Below are 17,446 nucleotides of genomic sequence, written 5' to 3'. Positions count from 1 at the left end.
GGAGCACACCACATGATGACCCCAATACAAATCGGTGCACTCGTCATCCTGATAGTTCTGGCCGCCCTGTTGCTTTGGGGCGGTTACATCATGGGCCGCAGTGATGGTCTGGAGACAGGTCGGCGCGAGGGTGAAGACATCCAGCGCGCCGCGAGTGCCAAAACCATCCGTGAGCTTCAAACCTCCCTGCAGTTCATCCGGGCCGATCACACGCGTCTGGCACACACCTGTAAACGACTTGAAGCAGGTCCGCTGTTCGGCCCGGCCGAGCACCAGACGTTGATCGCCATCGGCGCGCTGCTACGGATCGCCGCCGAAACCTTCAGCGCCTTTCGTACCGGCAAGAAACTCGAGCGCGATGCCCGGTCCCTACGCGAACAGGTGCTTGCGATGGCTGCGAAATTACAACCAGAAATCGAGGGCAGCCTGGCCGGACAACCACACTCAAGCGCCGAGAAAGTCATCGTGGAGGCTGCGTGAATGAGCTGGCTCTTTTCGCAGGCGCTGGTGGCGGAATACTCGGCGGCCACCTCCTCGGCTGGCGCACGGTCTGCGCCGTTGAGCGTGATGCCTACGCCGCACAAATACTGGCGCAACGACAAACCGATGGACTGCTCCCGCCTTTCCCGATTTGGTCTGACGTGTGCAGTTTTGACGGACGACCATGGCGAGGCCTTGTTGACGTGGTTTCGGGAGGATTTCCTTGTCAGGACATCTCGGTCGCAGGCAACGGCCTCGGTATCGCCGGAGAACGCTCAGGACTGTGGCGGCAGATGGCACGAATTACCGATGAGGTACGACCGCGCTACGTCGACCTGGAGAACTCACCATTGCTTGTGGGAAGAGGACTTGCCGTCGTGCTCGGTGACCTTGCCGAAATGGGGTATGACGCGCGATGGGGTGTTATCGGAGCAGCTGACCTCGGCGCGCCTCATCAGCGGGACCGGATCTGGCTCATCGCAGAAGACACACGCCAGACGCTGGCCAACACCGGTAGCGAGCATGGCAAAGGGATCCTCCCCCGCCGCACTGACTCGCCGATCCGGGGCCGACCGCTCGAACGATCGCCTGGATCACGCCGTGATGGCATTAGATGGTGGTCATCTGAACCCGGAATGGGCCGAGTGGCTGATGGGGTGGCCCATCGGGTGGACCGACTTAAGGCCATTGGCAACGGACAGGTTCCAGTCGTGGCAGCAAGCGCATTCGAAGCGCTCAGTATTAGTTAGCAAGGAGGCAGCATGAGCATTCAATTTCTTAGTCATGAGCAGGTCTGCGAGCTGACCGGAGCTAAAACTAAAGTCGGTCAGATTACGGTACTGAAGCGCAATGGCATTCGTCACACCATCAAGCGCAATGGCTGGCCTTGCGTGATTGCATCGGCGCTGACAGGAGCAACTACCACTGCGCCAGAAACTCCAACGTGGCAGCCGCGCCTGGTGGGATAAATGGGACGAAGACCAACAAAGCCGGGGAGCATTCCTCGGCTGCGCGAGAGAAAACGCGGCAACACTACCTATTACCTATACGATATTGGCGGGAAACCACGCAAGGAAATCCCGCTGGGTACAGATTACGGCCTAGCCATTTTAGAGTACGCAAAGCTCGAAAAAAGCCGCGTGTCTCAAGCTCTGACACAAACCGTCCTTACCTTCGCGTACGTGGCCGAGCTTTATATGAATGAGGTGGTTCCCACGAAAGCCCATGCCACCCAGAAGGACAACGCGCGCGAACTGAAAAATCTTCTCCTGTTCTTCAACGACCCTCCGGCCCCTCTAGAAGCAATCGAACCGAAGCATGTCAGCCAGTACCTTCGTCATCGCGGTAAGACAGCTCCTGTTCGTGCAAATCGGGAAAAAGCGTTACTCAGCTCCATTTGGAACTTTGCTCGCGAGAATGGCTACACATCCTTGGCAAATCCTTGCTCAGGCGTGAAGGGTAATAAAGAAACCGGTCGCGACATATATGTTGAAGACGACGTCCTTGCCAGAGCCTACCAGCATGCCGATCAACCATTAAGAGATGCTTTGGACCTGTTCTATCTAACAGGTCAGAGGGTCGCTGACACATTGAAGATGGATGAGCGCGACATAAAGGACGGAAAACTCTCCGTCCAGCAGGGCAAAACTGGGGCTAAACGAAGGATTGAAATCATTGGTGAGCTCAAAGTCGTAATCGATCGAATCATGGCGCGAAAGGCAGGACACAAAATCAGATCAACACGCCTAGTAGTAATCGACTCAGGGCAGCCGATGACGACCAGCATGCTCAGAAAAAGGTTCGATGACGCCAGGGAAGCAGCCGGTATTCCAAAAGCAGAATTTCAGATGCGCGACCTACGAGCAAAAGCGGCCACGGATAAGGAGGAGTCAACAGGGAGCATTAGAGAAGCTCGGGACCAACTCGGACACACCACCGTCGGGATGACAGAACAGTACATCCGTATGCGGAAGGGGATGAAAGTTACCCCTACGAAGTGACTCACGGTCACGAATTGCGGAAAAGATTTTTTGATTGCGGAAAAAAGAACTAAGGGCTTGCATGAGATATGTCATGCAAGCCCTTGATATTCATGGTGCCCGAAGCCGGAATCGAACCGGCACGCCCTTACGAGCGGGGGATTTTAAGTCCCATGCGTCTACCAGTTTCGCCATTCGGGCGGTAGCGCGGTGTTGCTTTATTCTGATGACGATTCACAGTCCTGACAGGAACTGTGCATCGGTGACAGAGGGGGAAATATATACATCACTTCCCGGTGAAGCAAGTTTGCAGTTGTCGTTTCAAAGACTAAATCTTTCAGTGCAACGCAAATAAAAAAGCTCCGTAAATCATGGATCTACGGAGCTTGTTTATAGTGGAGGCCGAGGTCGGAATCGAACCGGCGTAGGCGGATTTGCAATCCGCTGCATAACCATTTTGCTACTCGGCCTCAAAACATTTGCTGTCAGTAGCGCAACAACAAACGCTGTACAAACTTGGAGCGGGAAACGAGACTCGAACTCGCGACCCCGACCTTGGCAAGGTCGTGCTCTACCAACTGAGCTATTCCCGCTTGGTGTGGCGCATTCTATAGATTCCAGATGCCCCGTCAACCCTTTGATTCAAAAAAGTTTTATTTCTTTTCAACATCGGTCTTCAGATGTGGCCAGGCAGCCCGAAGGTATTGAACCATCGACCACAAGGTCAGACCTGCCGAGACCATCAGCAACGCATAACCGATGAAAACCCAGAAACTGAAATCCTTGGGGTTTGCCAGGAGGATCACCAGTGCGAGCATCTGCGCAGCAGTTTTCCACTTGCCCAGATTCGATACGGCTACATGGGCCCGGGCACCGAGTTCGGCCATCCACTCACGCAGCGCCGAGACAACGATCTCGCGACCGATGATGACAGCGGCCGGTAGAGTGAGCCATAGGTTGCCATGTTCTTGCACCAGCAACACCAAGGCAACAGCAACCATCAGTTTGTCAGCGACAGGATCCAGAAACGCACCAAACGGCGTGCTTTGCTCCAGGCGTCGCGCGAGATAGCCGTCGAGCCAATCCGTTGCCGCCGCGAAAGCGAATACCGAACTTGAGGCCAGATAGCTCCATTGGTAAGGCAGGTAGAACAACAGAATGAAGATCGGGATGAGCAGGACGCGGAGAACGGTAATCAGATTAGGGATATTCATCGGCACAACTGGCTACGAGGTGAATGGGCATTCTACTCACTATGCAGGTTTGCATAAATCGACTCTGCTAGCTTTTTGCTGATCCCCGGTGCTTTGGCGATCTCTTCGATGCTTGCACGAGACAGCTCCTGCAATCCACCAAAATGTTTCAACAAGTCCCGACGCCGGGTCGGCCCGACGCCCGCAACACCTTCCAGCGTTGAGGTGCGGCGGGTCTTGCCGCGCCGTGCACGGTGGCCAGTGATTGCAAAGCGGTGGGCTTCGTCACGGATCTGCTGAATCAGATGCAGTGCCGGCGAATCACCCCGCAACGTGAACTCGTTTGCAGCATCATTCAGATACAAAGTCTCGAATCCCGCCTTGCGTGTTGCACCCTTTGCGACCCCCAGCAAGATCAAATCCGGAACAGCCAGTTCGTTGAGCACATCACGCGCCATCGACAGCTGTCCCTTGCCGCCGTCCACCAGCAAAATGTCCGGCAACTTGCCCTCGCCTTCCTTCAGCTTGCTGAAGCGTCGTGTCAGAGCCTGATGCATGGCGGCGTAATCGTCGCCTGCGGTCACGCCTTCGATGTTGTAGCGGCGGTAATCGGACTTGATCGCCCCTTCCGGGCCAAATACCACGCAGGAGGCCACCGTCGCTTCACCGCTGGAGTGGCTGATGTCGTAGCACTCAAGCCGTTGCGGCGGCTCATCGAGATTCAACACTTCTGCCAGCGCTTCGAAACGTGCGGCAACGTGTTGACGGTTTGCCAGCCTGGCGCCGAGTGCCTGTTCGGCATTGGTCACGGCCAGTTGCTGCCAGCGCGCCCGCGTGCCGCGAACCCGATGACTGATGCTCAACTCACGCCCGCGCAACGCCTGAATGGCCTCGATCAGCGCAGGAAAATCTTCGTGCACGACGTTGACGATCAACTCGCTCGGCAAGTCGCGTTCCGGGCTGCTGATGAAGTATTGCCCGAGGAACGCGGCCATGACCTCTGCCACATCCTCTTCGATCCCGACCTGGGGGAAGAAATTCTTGCTGCCAAGTACCCGCCCTCCCCGCACGCTGATCAGGTGGACGCAGGCACCGCCCGGGTTGACGAACGCGGCGATCACATCGATATCGCCCGTGCCGCCCTCCATGCTCTGCTGATCTTGCACCCGACGCAGCAAGGCGATCTGGTCGCGCAGTTCGGCGGCGCGTTCGAACTCGAGGTTGATTGCAGCCTCTTCCATCGCCGTCGACAGCTCATTGGTCAACGCATGGCTGCGTCCTTCGAGAAACATCACCGAGTGACGCACATCCTCGGCGTAAACCTCAGGCTCGACCAAGCCGACACAGGGCGCCTTGCAACGCTTGATCTGGTATTGCAGGCATGGCCGGGTCCGGTTCTTGTAATAACTGTCCTCGCACTGACGCACGAAGAACGTCTTCTGCAACAGGCTGAGGCTCTCGCGAATCGCCCCGGCGCTCGGATAAGGGCCGAAATATTTGCCCTTGGCCTTCTTGGCCCCGCGATGAATGCTCAGGCGCGGGAATTGCCCGTCAGACAGAAAGACATAGGGGTAGGATTTATCGTCGCGCAACAGAATGTTGTACGGCGGCCGCCACTCCTTGATCAGGGTTTGCTCGAGCAGCAATGCCTCTGTCTCGTTGGACGTGATGGTGGTTTCAACCTGGGCGATACGCCCGACCAGGGCCGCGGTTTTCGGCGCCAGGCCTGTCTTGCGAAAGTAGCTGGCCAGACGCTTTTTGAGGTTCTTCGCCTTACCGACGTACAACAGACGCGCATCGCTGTCGAACATGCGATACACGCCGGGGCGCCCGCTGACGGTTGCTAGAAAGGCGCCCGAATCGAATGCTTCAGTCATGGTCAAAGGCTGGCATCAACCATGCCGTGTCGAACCGCCAACAGCGTCAGTTCGACATCGCTGCTGATCGAGAGCTTCTCGAAAATGCGGTAGCGGTAAGTGTTCACGGTTTTCGGCGACAAACACAATTTGTCGGAAATGATCTGAACCTTCTGACAACCGACAATCATCAGCGCAATCTGGATTTCCCGTTCCGACAACGCGTCGAACGGTGAATCATTGGTCGGCTGAAAGGATTTGATCGCCAATTGCTGGGCAATCTGAGGGCTGATATAGCGCTGCCCGGCAAACACCAGGCGAATGGCCTGAACCATTTCCGGCAATCCGGCGCCCTTGGTCAGATACCCCGCCGCACCGGCCTGCAACAACCGCGTAGGAAACGGATCTTCCTCACACACGGTGACCGCGACCACTTTGATGTCGGGATGACTTCGCAACAGTTTGCGTGTGGCTTCGAGACCGCCGATGCCCGGCATCTTGACGTCCATCAGCACCACGTCAGGCTTCAACTCACGGGCCTTGATGAGGGATTCTTCCCCGGACTCGGCCTGGCCTACCACCTGCAAGCCATCGATATCGGCCAGCATTCGTGTAATGCCTGTACGAACGAGATCATGGTCGTCGACCACTAGCACCCTAATCAAGCAGACACCTCGCGATATGGTCTTATTGGGATGCCGGACACCTTAGCAAAAAGTGCCGGGCAGACCTAGCGGCAAGCGACATATAAAAAGTTTCAAGTCTTCATCGAGGGCTTGCCAGCCGTGGGTTTCAGAGCACAGGTGTACTGAAATCGAGCTGCATCCGCAGGAAACACTCGTCCTCGCCCTGCACAAACATTCCTTTTCTTAGATACAGATTTTGCGCCGGGTTGTTTTTGAACACCGTCAGGCGCAACGCCGGGCGCCGCTCCAGTCGAGCCATCGCAACAACCTGATCGATCGCCCAGGAACCCGCGCCCTGGCCTTGAGCGCTTTCGACGATCTGCAATTCGCGGATATACACAGCCCGAGCATCACGACTCAGGCTGAAATATCCCACCCGTTCACCGTCACGCAGGATCAACCAGTTTTCGCGCCCGGCCCAAGCGACATCGAACGCCTCGTCCTGCCACAGCAAGTCATAGTGAATGTAGTAGCGGAGCATGTTTCGGCAAGTCAGTTCTCGCGCAAACGACAGGTCGGCGGGTGTAGCCTGGCGTAACTCGACACTCATTCCGACCTCGATCTTCTTCAAGTTCATGACCCTTACTTGAGCACACGTTCAGAAGCAGAGTGTGTCATACACTGGCGGGCGCTCAACCCATAGAGTCTCTCGGGTGCCTGCGATAGCAATTTCTGATTGCTGACGCGCAGCAGCCTCTAGTAAGCTCGGCGCATTCTTTGGAGACAGTTCATGCTCAACACCCTCTCACAGCTTCGTACCGCCAGCGCCTCGCGCTCGGTTGCGGCTGCCCGGGTGAACGGCGCCTGCGCTCCTGCAAGCTTTTATTTTGGGTATTGGTTTAGCCACTGGCGCGCCTGATACCCACACGGCGCCCATTTGAACGGGTCGCCTACCAGAGATTTCTCAACCCCCGGTCGGCCTCCCGACCGGGGGTTTTGTTTTTTCAGGCCCGAACTTTCTCAGCAACACATCAGACACTTTGAGGATTCAACCAATGAACTACGCCACTTATTACCGTTACGACAGTTTTACCGCCTGGCGATTTACCAGCCTCCGCTCGGGACAGCCTGCCGCCTCCGATCGGTCACCCACAGGTGGCAAGCCAACACACGTAGCCAATCCGGCCAATTGTCGAACACCCCAGTAGGGCCGAGTGAGCGGGAAATACCCGCCGTCCGCCCAGGAAGACTGAATATGAACTCGTCCGTTTCTGCTCTGCCACTGTCCACCCTGAACCCTGCCAACGAAGCATTGACCCTGCGTCTGCCGAGTTCGCTGCAACTCAAACAGCAATTGCCCCTGAGCAATGCGCTGAACCAGCAAGTCGTCGCCCACCGCCAGGCGGTCCGCGCGATTCTCGATGGCCATGATCCACGCCTGCTGGTAATCGTCGGCCCCTGCTCGATCCACGACCCCGAGTCCGCGCTTGAATACGCCAGCAAACTTTCGCGCCTGGCCGAAGAAGTCCGTGATGACATGCTGCTCGTGATGCGTGCCTACGTCGAAAAACCTCGCACCACCGTTGGCTGGAAAGGCCTGGCCTACGACCCTCATCTCAATGGCAGCGACGACATGGCTACAGGCCTCACGCTGTCGCGCGAACTGATGCTGGAAATGATCCGCCTCGGACTCCCGATTGCCACCGAGTTGCTGCAGCCCATGGCGGCCGGGTACTTCGATGACTTGCTGAGCTGGGTTGCCATTGGCGCTCGCACGACTGAATCGCAGATCCACCGGGAAATGGCCAGCGGGCTGAGCATGCCTGTCGGTTTCAAAAACGGGACTGACGGTGGCGTGGCCGTCGCCGTTGACGCGATGCGTTCGGCAGCCCATGCCCATCGCCATTTTGGTGTAGACAGCCAGGGTCACCCGGCGATCATCCAGACCTCGGGCAATCCGGACACCCACCTGGTGCTGCGTGGTGGTCACAAAGGGCCGAATTACGACCGCGAAAGCGTTGCCATCATCAACGCCGAGTTGAACCGCCTGAAAATTCCGAGCCGGATCATGGTCGATTGCAGCCATGCCAACAGCGGCAAGGACCCGCTCCGCCAGCCGGGCGTGTTCAACGATGTGCTGGAACAGCGGCTGCAAGGTAACCGCTCATTGATCGGCATGATGGTCGAGTCGCATCTGTTCGAGGGATGTCAGGCACTCAGTGAATCGCTTCGCTATGGCGTTTCGGTGACCGACGGCTGTCTTGGATTCGATGCAACAGAACGTCTGTTGCTCGGGGCCGCACAACGCATTCGACAACAAGCCTGACAATCAAGCCGCCCTCCGGTGTGTGATTCCCCCGGAGGGCGAGCCCATGTTCAACATCGACGTGCCCTCCCTGGATTCGCGGGATTCGTCCTGTTCACTCGCTGCTCCCTTCTCTGGAAATCAAGACCTGCTCGCGAGCCTGCATTTAACGCGCTTGATTGATCACCCGATGTCAGCCCGACACCCGGCGAGACAGGGTGAACTGCACTGAAGCAAGTAGGCAAAAATTGGAAAAGCGCGCTCGACAAGCCGGGAACCCTCCAAATATTCAGAACCGGATCTCATTCAAAAGTGAAAATTCATACGAACTCTGATCCAGTTTCCACCGCACTAGAAAGAGTATTCAGGCATCGCCTGCGCAACGACTGTTTTAGAGTGGCACGCAGACAACATCGATGAATCTCTGCGATCAAGGACGAAAAATGCAACGAAACGCCACAACTCTCTATCCCGTACTGTTGGTGCATGGTCTGTTCGGATTCGAGCGCATTGGCTCTTTCGAACTGTTCCATGACGTCAAACAGGCACTCAAGGCCGCTGGCGTTCAGGTATTTGTGCCGCACTTATCGGCCGTTCATGACAACGAAGTGCGAGGCGAGCAATTGCTCTCGCAGATCGACGCTGTGCTCCGAGGTACCGGCGCGACAAAAGTCAACCTGATCGGTCACAGCCAGGGCGCGTTGTCTGCTCGATACGCTGCAGCGCTTGCGCCACACAAGGTCGCTTCCGTGACCTCGGTCAGCGGGCCCAACCACGGTTCGGAGCTGGCCGACTTGCTGCGCCAGGCACTGATCCCCGGATGTCTGCCGGAGACCGTGGCGCAGAATGTTGCGACGTTGTTTTCCGACTTTCTTTCTTTGCTCAGCGGACACAAAAAACTGCCTCACCATGCACTGGCAGCACTCAATGCACTGACGACAGTAGGAGTCGGCCAATTCAATGACAAATACCCGCAGGGCCTTCCCAAAACCTGGGGAGGCCAGGGCGCCGAGCGAGTCGATGGCGTTCACTATTATTCGTGGAGTGGCGTTGCGCCGAAGCTGACTGTGCAGCCCCTCGACCCGGTGCAGGGCATCTGCCTGGCCCTGTCGGAATATTTCATTACAGAGCCCGCGCAGAACGACGGATTTGTCGGGCGTTTCAGCTCCCACCTCGGCACCGTGATCGGTTCCGATTATCCGCTCGACCATCTGCGCAGCCTGCGTCGGGGCATCGGCCAGGGCAACACGGAGAGTGACCCGATCCAACTCTATGTCGAACACGCCTTGCGCCTGCAAGCGGCTAATCTATAGCAGCCGGTATCAGACGAGCGAATGGAACTTTGCCGAGAAATCGGCCACTGAATCCGGTAGGCTCCCCCCTTTACTGATTTGATTGGAGTGTTTCCCCATGGCTAAAGCCACTGCCCGCCACATCCTGGTTTCCAGCGAAGCCAAGTGCAACGAACTTAAGGCCCAGATCGAAGGTGGCGCCGACTTCGCCGAAGTGGCCAAGGCCAACTCCACCTGCCCATCCAGCCGTCAGGGCGGCGACCTGGGTTCGTTCGGTCCTGGCCAGATGGTCAAGGAATTCGACACCGTGGTATTCAGCGCGCCGATCAACGTCGTGCAAGGCCCGGTGAAGACCCAGTTCGGCTACCACCTGCTGGAAGTGACCAGCCGTCAGGACTGATTTCAGCCCGACCTGCTGCGCAACGGCCCGCCTGATGGCGGGCCGTTTTGTTTCGATTACACCACACCGCTGGCGAACGACGCGCCGCTCGCGTACAAATTGCGCTTATCGATTACCCGGCTTTAAGGCTGACAATGCGACTGGCTTTCCCGACATTGATGTTCACTGCCGTGACCCTGCTGCTGGGGATCACCGGTGTGGACGCCGCACCGCAGCATGCGATGACCGTTTATGGCGAACCGGCAAAGTACCCGCCCGGCTTCAGTCACTTCGATTACACCAACGCCCGGGCACCCAAGGGCGGAACGATGCGCCGCTCGGCCATCGAGATCGGCCACTTCGACCATGTCCTGCCGTATATCGACAAAGGCATCGGCGTCAGCCAGATCGACGGCCTGCTGTACTCCCCGCTGGCCCAGCGCTCGCTCGACGAGCCTTACACCGTATACGGTCTGGTGGCGCAAAAAATGGAACGCTCGGATGACGGCCTGTCCCTGCGCTTCTTCATCAATCCCAAGGCCCGCTTTGCCGATGGCAAGCCGATCACCGCCGAAGACGTTCGCTACACCTATGACTTGCTGATGACCCAGGGCAGCCTGCGTTATCGCACCCAGTTCGCCGACGTCAAAGGCGTCGAAGTCGAAGCGCCACTCACCGTGCGCTTCGATTTCAAGAGCAACGAGAACCGCACCCTGCCGCTGGACATCGCGACCCTGCCGGTATTTCCCGAACATTGGTGGAAAACCCGTGATTTTGCCGGCGGTGGCGGCTATGAACCGCCGCTGGGCAGCGGCCCGTATCGAGTCGGCAAGGTCGACTCCGGGCGCAGCATCACCTTTGAACGCAATCCCGACTGGTGGGGCAAGGACCTGCCGGTCAGCCGTGGCCTCTACAACTTCGATCACTTCAGCATCGAGTACTTCGGCGACACCGACGTCGCCCGCCAGGTCTTGCGTGGTGGCGCCTACGACTACAACCGTGAATTCTCCGCCACTGGCTATTCCATCGGCTATGACAGCCCGGCCCTGAGCGACGGTCGCTTGCAAAAGGCGCATCTGGCCACCGAGGCGCCGCAGTCGGCCCAGGGATTTGTGTTCAATCTGCAAAAGCCGATGTTTCAGGATCGCCGCGTTCGCCAGGCACTGGCCATGCTCTGGGATTTCGAGTGGAGCAACCGGCAGATGATGCGCAACATGTACATCCGCCAGCAGAGTTACTTCTCCAACACCGAACTGGCCGCCCGCAAGCTGCCGGATGCCGCCGAGCTGAAGATTCTCGAACCCTTGCGCGGACAGATTCCCGACGAAGTGTTCACCCAGGTCTTCGAAGCACCGAAGACCGATGGCAGCGGCCTTATCCGCGACAAACAGCTGCAAGCGCTGGAGCTGCTGGAGCAGGCCGGCTGGAAACCTGATGGCGACCAGTTGGTCAACGACCGTGGCGAACCCTTGAGCTTCACCTTCCTGGTCAGCCAGAACGGCATGGATCGCCTGCTGCTGCCATACAAGCGCACGCTGAAGCAGATCGGCATCAACCTCGACATCCGTCGCATCGATTCCTCGCAATACGTCAACCGCCTGATGAGCCGCGACTACGACATGATCGTCACCGGTTACCCGGTCACCACCTCCCCCGGCGGCGAACTGTTGAACTACTTCGGTTCGGCGTCGGCCAACGACCCGGGCGCCAACAATTACATGGTGCTGAAGAACCCGGCGGTCGACACCTTGATCAACGGCCTGATACGCGCCTCGACCCAGGCCGACATGTTGCGTTATGCCCATGCGCTGGACCGGGTGCTGCAATGGAACTACTACTGGATTCCCAACTATTACCCGCCGGGCACGTCGACCGTGTGGTGGAACCGTTTCGGCATTCCCACCGTGCAGGCGAGCAATGACGAAGCGATCGAGAGCTGGTGGGAAATCAGCAGTACACCGCTGACCAACCAGCAGATGACGGCCGAGAAAATCAGCCGTGGCAGACCCGGAGGGCCGCACTGATGTGGGCTTACATACTGCGGCGCCTGCTGCTGATCATTCCGACGCTGGTGATCATTCTGCTGGTCAACTTCGTAATCATCCAGGCTGCGCCGGGTGGCCCGGTGGAACAGGCCATCGCCCACTTGCAAGGCATCGGCGGCGCCAGCGTCGGCGGCGGTGCGAGCGAAACCATGAGCGGCACGTCCCGCGCCAGTCGCGGCCTTGATCCGCAACTGATCAAGGACATCGAAAAGCAGTACGGCTTCGACAAACCGGCCCACGAGCGCCTGTGGCTGATGCTCAAGAACTACGCGCAGCTGGATTTCGGCAAAAGTTTCTTCCGTGGCGCAACGGTCACCGACCTGATCCTGCAGAAAATGCCGGTGACCATCTCCCTCGGACTATGGGCCACCCTGATCACCTATCTGGTGTCGATCCCGTTGGGCATTCGAAAAGCCGTGCACCACGGCAGTCATTTCGATATCTGGAGCAGCACGGCAATCATCATCGGCTACGCCATGCCGGCATTCCTGTTCGCGATGTTCCTGATCGTGGTGTTTGCCGGCGGCACTTCGCTGAACTGGTTCCCGGTGCGCGGTCTGGTGTCCGACAACTTCGAATCACTGTCGACGCTGGGCAAGATCGCCGACTACTTCTGGCACCTTGTATTGCCAGTCACGGCGCTGGTGATCGGCGGCTTTGCCACCCTGACCATCCTCACCAAGAACTCGTTTCTCAATGAGATCACCCGCCAATACGTGGTCACCGCGCGCGCCAAAGGCCTGAGCGAAAACCGGGTGCTCTATGGACATGTGTTCCGCAACGCGATGCTGCTGGTGGTGTCGGGCATTCCCCAGGCGTTCATCAGCGTGTTCTTTGCCGGTTCGTTGCTGATCGAAGTGATCTTCTCCCTCGACGGCCTCGGGCGCATGAGTTACGAAGCCGCCGTGTCCCGTGACTACCCGGTGGTGTTCGGTTCGCTGTTCATCTTCACCCTGTTCGGCCTCCTGATAAAACTGATCGGCGACCTGTGCTACACGCTGGTCGACCCGCGCATCGACTTCGCCGCGAGGAATGCCTGATGTTCAAGCTCTCGCCTCTGGGCCGTCGCCGCTTCGAACGCTTCAAGAAAAACCGCCGGGGCTGGTGGTCGCTGTGGTTGTTCATTGGTCTGTTCGTGATCAGTCTCGGTGGTGAATTGATCGCCAACGACAAGCCGCTGATCGTCAGTTATCAGGGCCAATGGTACTTCCCGGTGTTCAAGCGCCATACCGAACAGGAGTTCGGCGGACAACTGCCGTTCCAGGCCGACTACCGCAGCGATTACGTGCAGAAGCTGATCCGCAAGGACGGTGGCTGGCTGCTGTTTCCGCCGATTCCGTTCAGTGACGACACCCCGAACTACGACCTCAACAAACCGGCACCGAGCCCGCCGACTTCGGTCAACTGGCTGGGCACCGACGATCAGGCGCGCGACGTACTGGCTCGGGTGATCTTCGGCGCGCGGGTGTCGATCCTGTTCGCCCTGATGCTGACTTTCGTCAGCGCCCTGATCGGCATCGCGGCCGGTGCCCTGCAGGGTTATTACGGGGGCTGGGTCGATCTGCTCGGCCAGCGTTTGCTGGAAGTCTGGTCGGGATTGCCGGTGCTTTACCTGCTGATCATTCTCTCGGGATTCGTCGAGCCCAACTTCTGGTGGCTGCTGGGGATCATGGCGCTGTTTTCCTGGCTGGCGCTGGTGGACGTGGTACGCGCCGAGTTTCTGCGCGGGCGCAACCTCGAGTACGTCAAGGCTGCGCGGGCCCTGGGTTTGAGTGATCGCAAAGTGATTGTCCGGCACATCCTGCCCAACGCGATGAACGCAACCCTGAGCTACCTGCCTTTCATTCTGACCGGGGCGATTTCCACCCTGACCGCGCTGGATTTCCTCGGTTTCGGCATGCCCGCCGGCAGCGCGTCACTGGGCGAGTTGATCGGTCAGGGCAAGCAGAACCTGCAAGCGCCGTGGCTCGGATTGACCGCGTTCTTCACCCTGGCGCTGATTCTTTCTCTGTTGGTATTCATCGGCGAAGCGCTGCGCGATGCCTTTGACCCGCGCTCATGAACGGACCTTTGATATGACTGACAACCTGATCGAAATCCGTGACCTCAGCGTCGCCTTCCATGGCCAGACCGTGGTGCGCAACCTGTGCCTGGACATTCGCCCCGGCGAGTGCCTGGCACTGGTCGGCGAGTCGGGCTCGGGCAAGTCGGTGACCGCCCATTCGATTCTGCAACTGCTCCCGGAATGCGATGCCCGGACTACCGGCAGCATCCGCTATCGTGGCCAGGAACTGGTCGGCGCCGACCCCAAGACCCTGCGCGATCTGCGCGGCAACCGCATCGCCATGATTTTCCAGGAGCCGATGACCTCGCTCAATCTGTTGCACACGATTGAAAAGCAGATCGGCGAAACCCTGTTGCTGCACCGTGGCCTCGGCGGCAAGGAAGCTCAGGCGCGGATCCTCGAACTGCTCGAACTGGTGGGCATCCAGAAGCCGAAAGAGCGACTGAAGGCTTATCCGCATCAGTTGTCCGGCGGCCAGCGCCAGCGAGTCATGATTGCGATGGCCCTGGCCTGCGAACCCGAATTGCTGATCGCCGACGAGCCGACCACCGCCCTCGATGTGACCGTACAGCGCAAGATCCTGTTGCTGCTCAAATCCCTGCAACGGCGCCTGGGCATGTCGCTGCTGCTGATCAGCCATGACCTCAATCTGGTGCGCAGCATTGCCCAGCGGGTATGCGTGATGAAGGCCGGCGAAATCGTCGAGCAGGCGCCGTGCGAAACCCTGTTCACCGCACCGCAACACCCTTACAGCTGCGTGTTGCTCAACGCCGAACCGGAGGGCGAGGCGCTGCCCCGGGACGAACGTGAAAACGTGCTGGAAGTCGATGATCTGCGAGTCGACTTTACGGTGGGCGGCGGACTGTTCCGGCGCAAGCAATACCTGCGCGCGGTGGACGGCATCAGCCTGAACATCCAGCGCGGCAAGACTTTGGGCATCGTCGGCGAATCCGGCTCGGGCAAATCGACTCTCGGCCAGGCGATCCTGCGCCTGCTCGACTCCAGGGGCAGGATTCGCTTCCAGGGCACGGCACTTGACGGTCTCGACCAGAAGCAGATGCGGCCATGGCGCCGGCAGATGCAGGTGGTGTTTCAGGATCCGTTCGGCAGCCTCAGCCCGCGCATGTCGGTAGCGCAGATCATCAGCGAAGGGCTGGAAGTGCATTGCCAGTCCACCGCCGACGAGTGCGACGACCAGGTGATCCGCGTGCTCAAGGAGGTCGGGCTCGATCCCGAAAGCCGTCATCGCTACCCCCATGAGTTTTCCGGCGGCCAGCGTCAGCGCATTGCCATTGCCCGGGCGCTGGTATTGAAGCCTGCATTGATCCTGCTCGACGAGCCGACTTCGGCGCTGGATCGCACCGTGCAGAAACAGGTGGTCGCCCTGCTCCGCCAGCTTCAGGAAAAACACGGTCTGACGTACCTGTTCATCAGCCACGATCTTGCAGTGGTACGCGCCCTCGCCCACGACATGATCGTGATCAAGGACGGCAAGGTAGTCGAAAGTGGCGCCAGCCATGACGTATTCGACTCACCGCAGCACCCGTACACCAAAGAGCTGTTGGCCGCAGCGCATCCGGGATAGGCATAATCGCGCCACCTGACTTCCGCCAATGGACGCCGCCATGAACACCACCGAAAGCCTCAAGGATTACCAACGGGTTCGCACGCTGGCCATCCGTTCGTTGTTCGAGATCATCGAGCAGTCCAGTGAAGGCACGGTGATTGTCGACCGCGACGCGAACATCGTCTGGATGAACGAGCGCTACGCCCGACGTTTTGGTCTCGACTCTGCGGCCGGCGCCATCGGCAAACCCTGCGAAAGCGTAATCCCCGGCAGCCTGCTGCGCGAAGTGGTGCGCACCGGGCGGCCAATCCTGCTGGACATGCAGGACACCCCGAAAGAACCGCTGGTGGTGATGCGCCTGCCGATCCACGACGACGCCGGCGCGGTGATCGGCGCCATCGGTTTTGCCCTGTTCGACGAATTGCGCACCCTCTCGCCGATGCTCAAGCGCTACCTGAGCATGCAGGAAGAACTGGCCTCGACCCGCTCGCTGCTGCGTGCCCGGCAGACCAAATACAACTTTGCCCATTTCATCGGCACCAGCGCTGCCAGCCTCGAGGTCAAGCGCCGTGCCCGTCGCAGCGCCAGTGCCGAGTCGCCGGTTCTGTTGCTGGGCGAGACCGGCAGCGGCAAGGAGTTGCTGGCTCAAGCGATCCACGGCGCCTCGCCTCGTGCGCACAAAGCCTTCGTCAGCATCAACAGCGCAGCGATTCCCGAGGCGCTGCTCGAGGCCGAGTTCTTCGGAACGGCTCCCGGCGCCTTCACCGGTGCCGACCGCAAGGGCCGCACCGGCAAGTTGCAGATTGCTCAGGGCGGGACGCTGTTTCTCGACGAGATCGGCGACATGCCTCTGCCGCTGCAAAGCAAATTGCTGCGGGTGCTGCAGGAAAAGGAGTTCGAACCTGTCGGCTCCAACGACGTGATCCAAAGCGATGTGCGAGTGATTGCGGCAACGTCGACAGACCTGGAAGCGGCGATCAAGCGCGGCGAGTTCCGAGCGGACTTGTACTACCGGCTCAACGTGCTGCCGATTCAGGTGCCCCCACTGCGCGAACGGCTGGACGATCTGCCGGCGCTCAGTGAAGCGATTCTTGAAGAGCTGCGCAGTCAACACGAGCTGAATCGCGAAGCGCTGGAGCTGCTGGGTCAGCATGCCTGGCCGGGGAATATCCGCGAGCTGCGCAATGTGCTGGAACGAGCGGCGTTGCTCAGTGATGACTTGATGCTGACGGCGGATGACATTCGTGCGGCGATTGGCACGTTTACACCGGTTGAACGGACGCTGGCGCCTCTGTCAGAGCCGCTAACCAGCGAGACCTTCAGTCAGGCCCGTGAGCGGTTTGACCGGCAGTTGATTCAGTCCACCCTCGCGCAATGCGGGGGCAAGGTGATCGAGGCGGCTGAGAGGCTCGGGCTTGGACGCTCGACGCTTTACAAGAAGATGATTGCGCTGGGCATTGCAGAGTCTCAATAGAGAGACATAAATCTCCGTAACGGGACAAGATCAAAAGCTTCGCGAGCAAGCTCGCTCCCACAGGAGATATGGGTAACCATGTGGGAGCGGGCTTGCCCGCGAAAGCGTCCTCACAGCCATAGAAGTCTCAAAACAGAGACAAGACCTCGAAAACCACCACCAAACATCAACTTAATTCCTTTTAT

The 17,446-nt window shown here is 58.8% G+C and carries 17 protein-coding genes and 3 tRNA genes; 13 read left to right on the top strand and 7 right to left on the bottom strand.

Going from position 1 to position 17,446, the window contains the following annotated elements:
- Positions 1–12 precede the first annotated feature (12 nt).
- Genes MKZ87_RS02105 through MKZ87_RS02090 form a run of 4 tightly spaced genes read left to right on the top strand, consistent with a single transcriptional unit; the run spans position 13 to position 2,480 of the window.
- A complete protein-coding gene (locus MKZ87_RS02105) occupies positions 13–480 on the top strand; it encodes a hypothetical protein (RefSeq protein WP_266200170.1) in 468 nt (155 codons plus the stop codon).
- Positions 477–1,229 (top strand): DNA cytosine methyltransferase, encoded by a 753-nt coding sequence (locus tag MKZ87_RS02100; RefSeq protein ID WP_266200169.1) that lies wholly within the window; start codon positions 477–479, stop codon positions 1,227–1,229. The genes MKZ87_RS02105 and MKZ87_RS02100 overlap by 4 nt, the downstream gene beginning before the upstream one ends.
- Before the next feature lie 12 nt (positions 1,230–1,241).
- On the top strand, positions 1,242–1,448 hold the full coding sequence (locus MKZ87_RS02095; RefSeq protein WP_266200168.1) for a DUF4224 domain-containing protein: 207 nt from the start codon (positions 1,242–1,244) through the stop codon (positions 1,446–1,448).
- A complete protein-coding gene (locus tag MKZ87_RS02090; protein ID WP_266200167.1) occupies positions 1,449–2,480 on the top strand; it encodes a site-specific integrase in 1,032 nt (343 codons plus the stop codon).
- A gap of 93 nt (positions 2,481–2,573) precedes the next feature.
- Here MKZ87_RS02090 and MKZ87_RS02085 read toward each other — a convergent pair.
- The 7 genes from MKZ87_RS02085 to MKZ87_RS02055 form a co-directional block, all read right to left on the bottom strand.
- Positions 2,574–2,660 (bottom strand) — tRNA-Leu (locus MKZ87_RS02085).
- A gap of 195 nt (positions 2,661–2,855) precedes the next feature.
- Positions 2,856–2,929 (bottom strand) — tRNA-Cys (locus MKZ87_RS02080).
- A 47-nt stretch (positions 2,930–2,976) separates the two neighbouring features.
- Positions 2,977–3,052, bottom strand: a tRNA-Gly gene (locus MKZ87_RS02075).
- A 60-nt stretch (positions 3,053–3,112) separates the two neighbouring features.
- On the bottom strand, positions 3,113–3,673 hold the full coding sequence (gene pgsA / locus MKZ87_RS02070) for a CDP-diacylglycerol--glycerol-3-phosphate 3-phosphatidyltransferase (RefSeq protein ID WP_085695967.1): 561 nt from the start codon (positions 3,671–3,673) through the stop codon (positions 3,113–3,115).
- A gap of 32 nt (positions 3,674–3,705) precedes the next feature.
- Positions 3,706–5,529: an excinuclease ABC subunit UvrC gene (gene uvrC / locus MKZ87_RS02065; protein ID WP_085701924.1), complete on the bottom strand. Its 1,824-nt coding sequence runs from the start codon at positions 5,527–5,529 to the stop codon at positions 3,706–3,708.
- Between the two features lie 2 nt (positions 5,530–5,531).
- Positions 5,532–6,173: a UvrY/SirA/GacA family response regulator transcription factor gene (uvrY, locus tag MKZ87_RS02060; RefSeq protein WP_032829778.1), complete on the bottom strand. Its 642-nt coding sequence runs from the start codon at positions 6,171–6,173 to the stop codon at positions 5,532–5,534.
- A 127-nt stretch (positions 6,174–6,300) separates the two neighbouring features.
- Complete coding sequence (locus MKZ87_RS02055) at positions 6,301–6,744, bottom strand: GNAT family N-acetyltransferase (RefSeq protein ID WP_085696436.1); 444 nt, start codon at positions 6,742–6,744, stop codon at positions 6,301–6,303.
- A 645-nt stretch (positions 6,745–7,389) separates the two neighbouring features.
- Between MKZ87_RS02055 and MKZ87_RS02050 the strand changes: the two genes are divergently transcribed.
- From MKZ87_RS02050 to MKZ87_RS02010, 9 genes are all read left to right on the top strand, one after another.
- Positions 7,390–8,460: a 3-deoxy-7-phosphoheptulonate synthase gene (locus MKZ87_RS02050; RefSeq protein WP_266200166.1), complete on the top strand. Its 1,071-nt coding sequence runs from the start codon at positions 7,390–7,392 to the stop codon at positions 8,458–8,460.
- A gap of 46 nt (positions 8,461–8,506) precedes the next feature.
- On the top strand, positions 8,507–8,671 hold the full coding sequence (locus MKZ87_RS02045; protein WP_176247703.1) for a hypothetical protein: 165 nt from the start codon (positions 8,507–8,509) through the stop codon (positions 8,669–8,671).
- 211 nt (positions 8,672–8,882) lie between these two features.
- Positions 8,883–9,752: an esterase/lipase family protein gene (locus tag MKZ87_RS02040; protein WP_266200165.1), complete on the top strand. Its 870-nt coding sequence runs from the start codon at positions 8,883–8,885 to the stop codon at positions 9,750–9,752.
- A 97-nt stretch (positions 9,753–9,849) separates the two neighbouring features.
- The gene (locus MKZ87_RS02035) at positions 9,850–10,131 is read left to right on the top strand and encodes a peptidylprolyl isomerase (protein WP_007952068.1); all 282 of its coding nucleotides are present in this window, start codon (positions 9,850–9,852) and stop codon (positions 10,129–10,131) included.
- A 134-nt stretch (positions 10,132–10,265) separates the two neighbouring features.
- The gene (locus MKZ87_RS02030; RefSeq protein WP_266200164.1) at positions 10,266–12,134 is read left to right on the top strand and encodes an extracellular solute-binding protein; all 1,869 of its coding nucleotides are present in this window, start codon (positions 10,266–10,268) and stop codon (positions 12,132–12,134) included.
- Entirely contained in the window at positions 12,134–13,195 is a 1,062-nt protein-coding gene (locus MKZ87_RS02025) for a microcin C ABC transporter permease YejB (RefSeq protein WP_085683859.1), read from the top strand. Before MKZ87_RS02030 ends, MKZ87_RS02025 begins: the two co-directional genes overlap by 1 nt.
- Complete coding sequence (locus MKZ87_RS02020; protein WP_085683860.1) at positions 13,195–14,217, top strand: ABC transporter permease; 1,023 nt, start codon at positions 13,195–13,197, stop codon at positions 14,215–14,217. The genes MKZ87_RS02025 and MKZ87_RS02020 overlap by 1 nt, the downstream gene beginning before the upstream one ends.
- Before the next feature lie 13 nt (positions 14,218–14,230).
- Positions 14,231–15,805, top strand: coding sequence for an ABC transporter ATP-binding protein (locus MKZ87_RS02015; RefSeq protein WP_266200163.1), 1,575 nt, complete (start codon positions 14,231–14,233; stop codon positions 15,803–15,805).
- A gap of 40 nt (positions 15,806–15,845) precedes the next feature.
- Positions 15,846–17,261, top strand: a complete 1,416-nt coding sequence (locus MKZ87_RS02010) for a sigma-54 interaction domain-containing protein (RefSeq protein ID WP_085701919.1) — start codon at positions 15,846–15,848, stop codon at positions 17,259–17,261.
- Positions 17,262–17,446 lie beyond the last annotated feature (185 nt).

The sequence above is a fragment of the Pseudomonas sp. MCal1 genome (assembly GCF_026341415.1).
Classification (GTDB): domain Bacteria; phylum Pseudomonadota; class Gammaproteobacteria; order Pseudomonadales; family Pseudomonadaceae; genus Aquipseudomonas.
The sequence above is the reverse complement of the archived record's forward strand: the minus strand, read 5'-3'. Positions and strand labels throughout refer to the sequence as shown.

Excerpts from the sequence above, each read along its gene's own strand:
- MKZ87_RS02035 (WP_007952068.1), top strand. The coding sequence starts at position 9,850 with ATGGCTAAAGCCACTGCCCGCCACATCCTGGTTTCCAGCGAAGCCAAG.
- MKZ87_RS02095 (WP_266200168.1), top strand. The coding sequence starts at position 1,242 with ATGAGCATTCAATTTCTTAGTCATGAGCAGGTCTGCGAGCTGACCGGA.
- MKZ87_RS02015 (WP_266200163.1), top strand. The coding sequence starts at position 14,231 with ATGACTGACAACCTGATCGAAATCCGTGACCTCAGCGTCGCCTTCCAT.
- MKZ87_RS02040 (WP_266200165.1), top strand. The coding sequence starts at position 8,883 with ATGCAACGAAACGCCACAACTCTCTATCCCGTACTGTTGGTGCATGGT.
- MKZ87_RS02010 (WP_085701919.1), top strand. The coding sequence starts at position 15,846 with ATGAACACCACCGAAAGCCTCAAGGATTACCAACGGGTTCGCACGCTG.
- MKZ87_RS02050 (WP_266200166.1), top strand. The coding sequence starts at position 7,390 with ATGAACTCGTCCGTTTCTGCTCTGCCACTGTCCACCCTGAACCCTGCC.
- MKZ87_RS02055 (WP_085696436.1), bottom strand. The coding sequence starts at position 6,744 with ATGAGTGTCGAGTTACGCCAGGCTACACCCGCCGACCTGTCGTTTGCG.
- MKZ87_RS02045 (WP_176247703.1), top strand. The coding sequence starts at position 8,507 with ATGTTCAACATCGACGTGCCCTCCCTGGATTCGCGGGATTCGTCCTGT.
- uvrC (WP_085701924.1), bottom strand. The coding sequence starts at position 5,529 with ATGACTGAAGCATTCGATTCGGGCGCCTTTCTAGCAACCGTCAGCGGG.
- MKZ87_RS02025 (WP_085683859.1), top strand. The coding sequence starts at position 12,134 with ATGTGGGCTTACATACTGCGGCGCCTGCTGCTGATCATTCCGACGCTG.
- pgsA (WP_085695967.1), bottom strand. The coding sequence starts at position 3,673 with ATGAATATCCCTAATCTGATTACCGTTCTCCGCGTCCTGCTCATCCCG.
- MKZ87_RS02030 (WP_266200164.1), top strand. The coding sequence starts at position 10,266 with ATGCGACTGGCTTTCCCGACATTGATGTTCACTGCCGTGACCCTGCTG.
- MKZ87_RS02020 (WP_085683860.1), top strand. The coding sequence starts at position 13,195 with ATGTTCAAGCTCTCGCCTCTGGGCCGTCGCCGCTTCGAACGCTTCAAG.
- MKZ87_RS02090 (WP_266200167.1), top strand. The coding sequence starts at position 1,449 with ATGGGACGAAGACCAACAAAGCCGGGGAGCATTCCTCGGCTGCGCGAG.
- MKZ87_RS02105 (WP_266200170.1), top strand. The coding sequence starts at position 13 with ATGATGACCCCAATACAAATCGGTGCACTCGTCATCCTGATAGTTCTG.